The sequence below is a fragment of the Actinomadura sp. WAC 06369 genome (genome assembly GCF_003947565.1).
In the GTDB taxonomy this organism is placed as follows: Bacteria; Actinomycetota; Actinomycetes; order Streptosporangiales; family Streptosporangiaceae; genus Spirillospora; species Spirillospora rifamycini.
The window spans coordinates 21,331-27,359 of sequence record NZ_QHJN01000003.1; the positions used below are offsets into that span (position 1 = coordinate 21,331).

Annotated in this window: 10 protein-coding genes; 6 read left to right on the top strand and 4 right to left on the bottom strand. The window is 71.9% G+C overall.

Annotated elements, in window-relative coordinates; genetic code table 11:
* Positions 1–4: 4 nt before the first annotated feature.
* Complete coding sequence (locus DMH08_RS01850) at positions 5–1,189, bottom strand: MFS transporter (protein WP_125611237.1); 1,185 nt, start codon at positions 1,187–1,189, stop codon at positions 5–7.
* A gap of 114 nt (positions 1,190–1,303) precedes the next feature.
* On the opposite strand from DMH08_RS01850, the gene DMH08_RS01855 reads away from it, so the two are divergent.
* Positions 1,304–1,921: a LysE family translocator gene (locus DMH08_RS01855; RefSeq protein ID WP_026404097.1), complete on the top strand. Its 618-nt coding sequence runs from the start codon at positions 1,304–1,306 to the stop codon at positions 1,919–1,921.
* A gap of 235 nt (positions 1,922–2,156) precedes the next feature.
* Positions 2,157–2,501 (top strand): VOC family protein, encoded by a 345-nt coding sequence (locus tag DMH08_RS01860; RefSeq protein ID WP_125611239.1) that lies wholly within the window; start codon positions 2,157–2,159, stop codon positions 2,499–2,501.
* Positions 2,502–2,605: 104 nt separating this feature from the next.
* On the opposite strand, the gene DMH08_RS01865 is transcribed toward DMH08_RS01860, so the two are convergent.
* Positions 2,606–2,875 carry a DUF397 domain-containing protein gene (locus DMH08_RS01865; protein ID WP_125611241.1) on the bottom strand — a complete coding sequence of 90 codons (270 nt, stop codon included), beginning with the start codon at positions 2,873–2,875 and terminating at the stop codon, positions 2,606–2,608.
* 16 nt (positions 2,876–2,891) lie between these two features.
* Positions 2,892–3,737, bottom strand: coding sequence for a helix-turn-helix domain-containing protein (locus DMH08_RS01870; RefSeq protein WP_034519608.1), 846 nt, complete (start codon positions 3,735–3,737; stop codon positions 2,892–2,894).
* A gap of 99 nt (positions 3,738–3,836) precedes the next feature.
* Here DMH08_RS01870 and DMH08_RS39925 point away from each other — a divergent pair, with 99 nt between their 5' ends.
* The 4 genes from DMH08_RS39925 to DMH08_RS01880 are packed head-to-tail and all read left to right on the top strand — an operon-like array spanning position 3,837 to position 5,444.
* Positions 3,837–4,103, top strand: a complete 267-nt coding sequence (locus tag DMH08_RS39925; RefSeq protein WP_158642234.1) for a hypothetical protein — start codon at positions 3,837–3,839, stop codon at positions 4,101–4,103.
* Positions 4,100–4,501: an ATP-binding protein gene (locus tag DMH08_RS01875; protein ID WP_158642235.1), complete on the top strand. Its 402-nt coding sequence runs from the start codon at positions 4,100–4,102 to the stop codon at positions 4,499–4,501. The genes DMH08_RS39925 and DMH08_RS01875 overlap by 4 nt, the downstream gene beginning before the upstream one ends.
* A gap of 20 nt (positions 4,502–4,521) precedes the next feature.
* A complete protein-coding gene (locus DMH08_RS42280) occupies positions 4,522–4,647 on the top strand; it encodes a hypothetical protein (RefSeq protein ID WP_267898520.1) in 126 nt (41 codons plus the stop codon).
* Positions 4,644–5,444, top strand: coding sequence for a methyltransferase domain-containing protein (locus tag DMH08_RS01880; protein ID WP_233617352.1), 801 nt, complete (start codon positions 4,644–4,646; stop codon positions 5,442–5,444). The genes DMH08_RS42280 and DMH08_RS01880 overlap by 4 nt, the downstream gene beginning before the upstream one ends.
* A gap of 48 nt (positions 5,445–5,492) precedes the next feature.
* Here the strand turns inward: DMH08_RS01880 and DMH08_RS01885 are convergent.
* Positions 5,493–6,029, bottom strand: a 537-nt coding sequence (locus tag DMH08_RS01885; RefSeq protein ID WP_148108575.1) for a DUF4132 domain-containing protein, incomplete at its 5' end; no start/stop codon positions are given.

Here is a 6,029-nt window from a genome sequence, read left to right on the forward strand (position 1 = left end):
TCCGTCAGCGCGCCGCGCGCGAGCGGCCCGCGACGACCGCGACCATGACCGCGGCGGTGGCCCCGCCGAGCAGCAGCACCGCCGACGGCGACGTGCGGTCCACGACGATGCCGCCGACCAGGGCGCCGGTCGACAGGGTCGCCTGGAACGACGCGGTGAACAGCACCGACGCGGCTTCCGGCGCGTGCGGGGCGGCCCTGACGAACCACGCCTGCGAGCACACCGGCACGGCGCCGTACCCCAGGCCCCACACCACCAGCAGCGCCACCGCGCCCGCCTCCCACCGGCCCAGGACGGGAAGCGCGAGCGCGGCCACCGCGATCAGTCCCGCCGCCGTGCCGAACGCGGCGCGCGGACGGCGCGCGACGGCGGCGCCCGCGACGAAGTTGCCGACGATGCCCGCGGCCCCGAACGCCAGCAGGAACACCGTGACCGATCCCGCGGACACCCGCGTGACCCCCTCCAGGAACGGCGCCACGTAGGTGTAGGCGCCGAAGTGCGCGAGGACGACCAGCACCGTCGCCGCCAGCGCGAAGCGGCTGCCGCGGGCCGCGCCGCGCAGCGCGTCCAGCCCGGTGGCCCGCTCCCCGGGCAGCGGCGGCACCAGCACGGCCAGCGCGACGAGCACCGCCGCCGACAGGACGCCCAGCACCGCGAAACTGACCCGCCATCCGCCCACGCTCCCGATCAGCGTCCCCAGCGGAACCCCGAGCACCGAACCCAGCGGGACCGCCGCGAACACGACGGCCGTCGCCCGGCGCTCGGAGCGCGCGGGCACCAGCCGTCCGGCCAGGCCCGCGCCGATCGACCAGAACCCGCCGATGACGACGCCGACCAGGACGCGCGACACGAGCATCGCCCAGTACGCGGGGGCGGCCGCGGCGATGAAGTTCGCCGCCGCCAGCAGGAACATCAGGGCGCACAGCATCGCCCGCCGGTCGACCCGCGCCGTCGCGACGGTGAGCGCGGGGGCCGCGAGGGCCGCCAGGAACCCGGGCATCGTCATCATCAGCCCGGCCGTGCCGTCGGAGACGGCGAAGCTCGAACCGACGGACGTCAGCAGCCCGATCGGGAGGATCTCGGTGGTGACGATCGAGAAGATCCCGAGCGTCACCGACAGCACCGCCGGCCACCCGGCCGGCCCCGGCGGCGCGGCCGGACGGCCGCCCGGTTCGACGAGCGTGGTCATCGGCGACCCCGTCCTGTGTCGGTGGAGGTGGACGCCTCCCACCCAACAAGCGCCGCCGCGGAGGGTCTGGCGGGTTCGCGACCTCAACCGTCCCGCTGATGCGAAGATCAACGGATGCCGGTCGACCCCCACCTGCTCGCCGTGTTCACGGTGACCACGATCGTCGCGCTCGTCACCCCGGGCCCCGACATGCTGTTCGTCCTCGGCTGCGGCGTGCGCGGCGGCGCCCGCGCGGGCCTGCTGGCCACGCTCGGCGTCATCACCGGCGACGCGCTCTACATCGTCGCGGCCACCGCCGGACTCGCCGCGCTCCTGACGGCGTTCCCCGTCGCGTTCACCGTGATCCGCATCGCGGGCGCCGCGTACCTGATCTACCTCGGCGTCCAGCTGATCCGGAACCGCGGGAGCAACCAGGCCCCCGACGGGACGTCCGGCCGCCGCGCGTTCCTCAACGGCGTCGTGTCCGCGGCGGCCAACCCGCAGACCTTCACGTTCATGGTCGCCTTCCTCCCGCAGTTCATCGATCCCGCCGCCGGTCCCGTCTGGCTCCAGGTCGCCATCCTCGGCGGCGTCCTGATCACCCTTGAGTTCCTCGCGGACGGCACCGTCGGCGTCCTCGCGGGCCGCATCGGCGGCTGGCTCCGCACCCGCGAGACCGTCCGCCGCCGCCTCGACGCGGCCACCGGCGGCACGTTCATCGGCCTCGGCGTCACCCTCGCCGCCGAACGCTGAGCGGCGCGGGCCGTAGGCGACACTGCCGGGAGCACGGCCTGGACGCCCGGCTCGAACGCGAGGAACCACGCGTCCCGCACCGGCGGCGCGCCGAGCGCGCCGCCGACCCGACCGCCGCCGGACCGCGTCCGCATCGTCCTGGGCGACGACGACCGCCGCGCACGACTCGAAGCCCTGCACGGCGAGTGGGAATGAGACCCTGAACGGGAACCGACCGTCCGCCGAGGGAGCCGCCATGCCCATCCGCCGCGCCATGCCCGATTTCCAAACCGAGGCCATGGACGAGAGCCGCGACTTCTACGGCCTCCTCGGCTTCGAGGAGGTCATGAACCACGGCTGGGTGATGACGCTCGCCTCCCCGTCAAACCCCACCGCCCAGGTCACTTTCCTGACGCACGACGCGACCGCGCCGGTCGTCCCCGACATGAGCGTCGAGGTGGAGGACGTGGACGCGGCCTACGCGGCGATGCGCGAGGCCGGCGCGGAGATCGTCCATCCCTTGCAGGACGAGGAGTGGGGCGTCCGCCGCTTCTTCGTCCGCGACCCCAACGGCCGCGTCATCAACGTCCTGTCCCAGTAACGCCTTCCGCGATCCGAGTGCCGCCGAACAGATCGGCCGATCGCGCCCACCATTGCTCTCCTGGCCCCCGTCGGCCGTGTGTTCCGGCGTCCCGGAAGGGCGGGTCACTTGCCGGTGGTCGCCTTGAGGGTGCCGACGAGCCGCGCCCACTCCCGTCGCCCGAGCACGATGACGCCCCCGTCCGGGTCCTTCGAGTCCCGGATGCCGATGATGCCTTCCAGCGAGGCCGCTTCGACGCAGTCCCCGGTGCCGCTGTGAGTGCTCTTGCGCCAGGTTGCAGGGGCGGGGTCGGCGGCGCCGACTTCTACGCAGTCGTTGTTGCCGCTGTGGCTGCTCTTGCGCCAGTTCGTGCAGGTGAAGTCGTGGCTGGTCATGCTTGTCCTCCGGGTCCTAGGACGAGCCGCTGGCCATCTGGTGGATAAGCCTTGCGGACTTGCTCGTGTTCAAGGCGGAAGCGGTCAGGTGGTCGAAAACCACGTTACTCCGCTCGGTTTCGGACGGCTTTTCCAAGTAAATCCATCCCATGAAGTGCTCCATGTAAAGCACCTCCGGGTACCTCTTGAAGGTGAGCAAAGTGAACGGGCCGTCGATCGCGGCGTGAACGCCGGCCTCGAACGGGAGGACCTGGACCGAAACGTTCGCGAGCTCGCCCAGCTCAAGTACTCGACGCAGCTGTGCTCGCATGACGGTGGTGTCGCCGACCGACCGGTGCAATGTTGACTCGTCGATCACAAGCCTGGCGTGTAGCGGATTTGTGGACGTTGTGAGTCGCTCCTGTCGAGCCAGTCGGGCTTCTACCGCGCGTTCGATCTCTTCCGTGGTTCGGGGACGTGCGCCCCGGAAGATCGCGCGTGCGTAGTCCGCCGTCTGAAGGATCCCTGGAATGAGCTGGGATTGGAAGGTGCGGTAGGTCAGCGCCTCTGACTCGAATGCCAGGTAGTCGCTGAAGCCGGTGCTGAGGACGTCCTCGTAGCTGTGCCACCAGCCCTTCTTGCGGGCCTCGCGGGCGAGTTGGACGAGCTCGGTGCGCTTGTCGCCAGTGATGCCGTACAGCTCGAGGAGCTCCATCACCTCGCCGGAGGTGATCCGCATCTTGGCGTTCTCCATTCGGCTGATCTTGGACTGCTCCCATTCGAGCTCCCGGGCGACCTGGTCGCCGCTGAGTTTGGCCTCCTGGCGTAGTTTCCGCAGCTCGCGGGCGAGGCGTCGGCCTCGGACGGTGGCGGTGTACGGCATCGCGTCCTCACATTATGCGTCGAAGCACTTGCGATCAGTCATCATCCTGAAACACTCTGTCACCATACGGCTACGGAGCGGGTGAGGGGTGGGATACGGATGAACGGGCCGCCGGAGATGGTGCGGGAGAGGCGCGCGGTGCTGCTGGCCTGGCTGGCCGGGCAGCTCAACGGGCGCGGGATCGCGGCGGAGGTGCTGGACGTGGACGGCGTGGGCATCCTGCGCGCACGGGCCCGGTGCGTCCGGCACGTGGCGTGCGTGCCCGTCCCGCAGCACGACACGTGGGCGTTCGTCTACTCGGGCGGCTGGGTGCTCGTCACCGACCCGCTCGCGGCGGACACCGTCGGGACGGCGGTGGCGCGGTGAGCACCCAGGAAAAGGAGATCCGGCTGCCGGGGCTCGCGATCGAGGTGTCGGCGGCGCGCCGGTTCGTCCGCGACGTCCTCGGCGAGCACCCGGGACGCGCGGACGCCGTCCTGCTCACGTCCGAGATCGGCACGAACGCCATCGAGCACTCGCGCAGCGGCCGTCCGGGCGGCTCGTTCCTGGTGAACATCCGCTGGACGGTCCGGTGGGTGCGGGTCGCGGTCACCGACGAGGGCGCGCCCGGGGCGCCGTGCCTGCGACGGGCCGGGACGGCGAAGGAGGGCGGGCGCGGCGTCGTGTTACTGGACGAACTGGCCGTGCGCTGGGGGTTCAGCCGCCGCTCCACGCGCGGCACCGAGGTCTGGTTCGTGGTCGCGCCCCTGGAAGCCGAGTCGTGAGCACAAGCGAAGGAGACGCGATGGGCAAGCACGGGAAGAAGCAGGCGTGCGGCGCGTGCGGTGGCAAGGGATGGGTGAAGGTGAACCTGGACAGCAAGGAGCAGAAGATCACCTGCGGCACCTGCAGCGGAACGGGGCAGGGGTGAGCGGGTTTCCGGGGCTTCCGCCGGTCGATCGGCGCCTGTTCGTCCCCGAGACGGTCTGGGCGGTGCGGGACGGACGGTTCGTGCGGCTGTCGCGCGCCGACGAGCCGGACGCGTGGGAGCGGCTCGTGGCGGCGGACGAGCCGATCGCGACGCGGCTCAAGGACGGGACGTGGCCGACCTCGTCGACGTCCGGGCCCTCGGTGATGGCCCGGATGATCGGCGTCCTGCGGTTGGCGCCCGGCATGCGCGTGCTGGAGATCGGCACGGGGACCGGCTACAACGCCGCCTGCCTGGCCGCGCTCGGGGCCGAGGTCGTGTCGGTCGAGATCGACGGGGAGGCGGCCGAGCACGCCCGGAGGGCGTTGCGCGCCGCGGGCCGTCCGGACGTGGCCGTGATCACCGGGGACGGGGAGGCGGGCGTCCCGGCGCGGGCGCCGTTCGACCGGGTGCTGGCCACGGCGGCGGCGCACACCGTCCCCTACGCGTGGATCGAGCAGACGAGGCCGGGCGGGCTCGTCGTGGTGCCGTGGGCGGCGACGTTCCATCCGTCCGGGCCGCTGGCCGTGCTCACTGTGCGGGAGGACGGCACCGCCGAAGGGCGGTTCTCGGTCCCCGCCTGGTTCATGCCGCTGCACGGGCAGCGGCTCCCGCAGGCGGTGCTGGACGAGACGCAGAAGCGGTGGGAGGCGCGGGGGAGGCCGGACGCGTCCAGGTTCGGGGTCACGGTGACGCCGGACGGGCAGACGGTGTGGCTCGACGAACCCGGCAATCCGGTCGAGACGCGGCCCGTCTCCTAGACGAGGACCTCGCGGTCGGTGAAGCCGCACCGGGGGCGGGCGCCGGGGTCAGGACGTGAGGCGGGTGAGGTCGGCGATCACCTCGGACGCGACGGCGGGGTCGAGGTCGCCGAAGGGGATCGTGGTCCCCGAGTGGCGGCCGGACAGGACGATCACGTCGCGGAAGTCCTGCTCGGCGAACTCCTCCGGGGCGATCACGCGGATGCCGGGGCTGAAGAACGCCATCACGTGCTTGCCGTCCGGCGTCATCAGCATGACCTGGCGGCGGAAGCCGCCGTCCTCCTTCTCGCCGAGTTCCCAGCCGCGCGACGTCATGCCCATGATCCGGCGGAAGTCGACGGTCTTGCCGCTGAACCGGGCGAGGCGGGTCGCGCCGCGCTCGTCATCGGTCAGGGGGTAGACGGGACGGGCGAGCTGCTCGAACGGCTGCAGGAGCTCGTAGTCGGCGAAGACCTCGCCCCACGGTGCGAGGTCGAAGCGGAGCGGGTGCGGGATCGTCACCCGGGCGTCCTCCGGTAGGACGAACGCGTTGTCGTGGACGTCGGCGCACGTGCCGTCCTCGGCGACGCGGAAGGCGGTCGCGTC

Coding starts and splice junctions, on each gene's coding strand:
- DMH08_RS01870 (WP_034519608.1), bottom strand. CDS start 3,737: ATGCCGTACACCGCCACCGTCCGAGGCCGACGCCTCGCCCGCGAGCTG.
- DMH08_RS39925 (WP_158642234.1), top strand. CDS start 3,837: ATGAACGGGCCGCCGGAGATGGTGCGGGAGAGGCGCGCGGTGCTGCTG.
- DMH08_RS01865 (WP_125611241.1), bottom strand. CDS start 2,875: ATGACCAGCCACGACTTCACCTGCACGAACTGGCGCAAGAGCAGCCAC.
- DMH08_RS01855 (WP_026404097.1), top strand. CDS start 1,304: ATGCCGGTCGACCCCCACCTGCTCGCCGTGTTCACGGTGACCACGATC.
- DMH08_RS42280 (WP_267898520.1), top strand. CDS start 4,522: ATGGGCAAGCACGGGAAGAAGCAGGCGTGCGGCGCGTGCGGTGGCAAG.
- DMH08_RS01850 (WP_125611237.1), bottom strand. CDS start 1,189: ATGACCACGCTCGTCGAACCGGGCGGCCGTCCGGCCGCGCCGCCGGGG.
- DMH08_RS01860 (WP_125611239.1), top strand. CDS start 2,157: ATGCCCATCCGCCGCGCCATGCCCGATTTCCAAACCGAGGCCATGGAC.